The sequence below is a fragment of the Neisseria sp. P0009.S007 genome (assembly GCF_051962515.1).
Map to the genome: position 1 here is coordinate 1 of NZ_JBQCVF010000471.1, position 1,097 is coordinate 1,097.

At 50.5% G+C, this 1,097-nt stretch carries 2 pseudogenes; both read left to right on the plus strand.

Features of this window, described 5'->3' with window-relative positions:
• Positions 1-36: 36 nt before the first annotated feature.
• Positions 37-774: pseudogene (locus tag ACTHS3_RS14140) on the plus strand (ABC-F family ATP-binding cassette domain-containing protein); the annotation flags it as partial.
• Between the two features lie 195 nt (positions 775-969).
• Positions 970-1,097 (plus strand): annotated as a pseudogene (locus ACTHS3_RS14145) (ATP-binding cassette domain-containing protein); the annotation flags it as partial.

The following is a 1,097-nucleotide window of genomic DNA, read 5'->3' on the forward strand; positions in this document are numbered from 1 at the left end:
TCTTTTCAACTCGACAGCGGCGAGAAAATCGGTTTAATCGGCCGCAACGGTGCGGGTAAGTCTTCGTTTTTAAAAATTCTCGCCGGTGTGCAAAAGCTCGACGATGGGCAGATTATTGTTCAAAACAACCTCAAAATCGTTTATGTACCGCAGGAATCCTTTTTTGATAAGGACGCAACCGTATTTGATACCGTTGCCGAAGGATTGGGAGAAATTCGCAATTTATTGCGCCGTTATCATCATGTCAGCCATGAGTTGGAAAATGGTTCGAGTGAGGCTTTATTGAAAGAACTCAACGAATTACAACTCGAAATTGAAGCGAAGGACGGCTGGAAGCTGAATGCGGCAGTCAAGCAGACTTTGGGGGAACTCGGTTTGCCGGAAAACGAAAAAATCGGCAACCTATCCGGCGGTCAGAAAAAGCGTGTCGCTTTGGCGCAGGCTTGGGTGCAAAAGCCCGACGTATTGCTGCTGGACGAGCCGACCAACCATTTGGATATTGACGCAATTATTTGGCTGGAAAATCTGCTTAAAGCGTTTGAAGGCAGCTTGGTCGTGATTACCCACGACCGCCGTTTTCTGGACAACATCGCCACGCGCATCGTCGAACTAGACCGCGGCATTCTGCGCTCCTATCCTGGCTCGTTCTCCAAATACAGCGAGAAAAAAGCGCAAGAGTTGGCGGTTGAAGCAGAACACAACCGCCTCTTCGACAAATTTCATGCTCAGGAAGAAGCGTGGATACGTAAAGGCATCGAAGCGCGCCGTACCCGTAATGAAGGCCGCGTGCGCCGTTTGGAAGAACTGCGCCGCCAGCGCGCCGAACGCCGCAACGTACAAGGGCAGGTTAACTTTAAGCTCGACAGCGGCGAAAAAAGCGGCAAAATCATCGCCGAGCTGGAACACGCTTCGTTTGCCTATGGTGACAAAGTCATCATGGACAAATTCTCCGCCATCTTGCAGCGCGGCGACAAAATCGGCTTAATCGGTCCAAACGGCATCGGCAAAACCACCTTCCTCAAGCTGATTTTGGGCGAATTGCAGCCGACCTACGGCAGAATCCGTATCGGCAGTAAACAGGAAGTTGCTTATTTCGA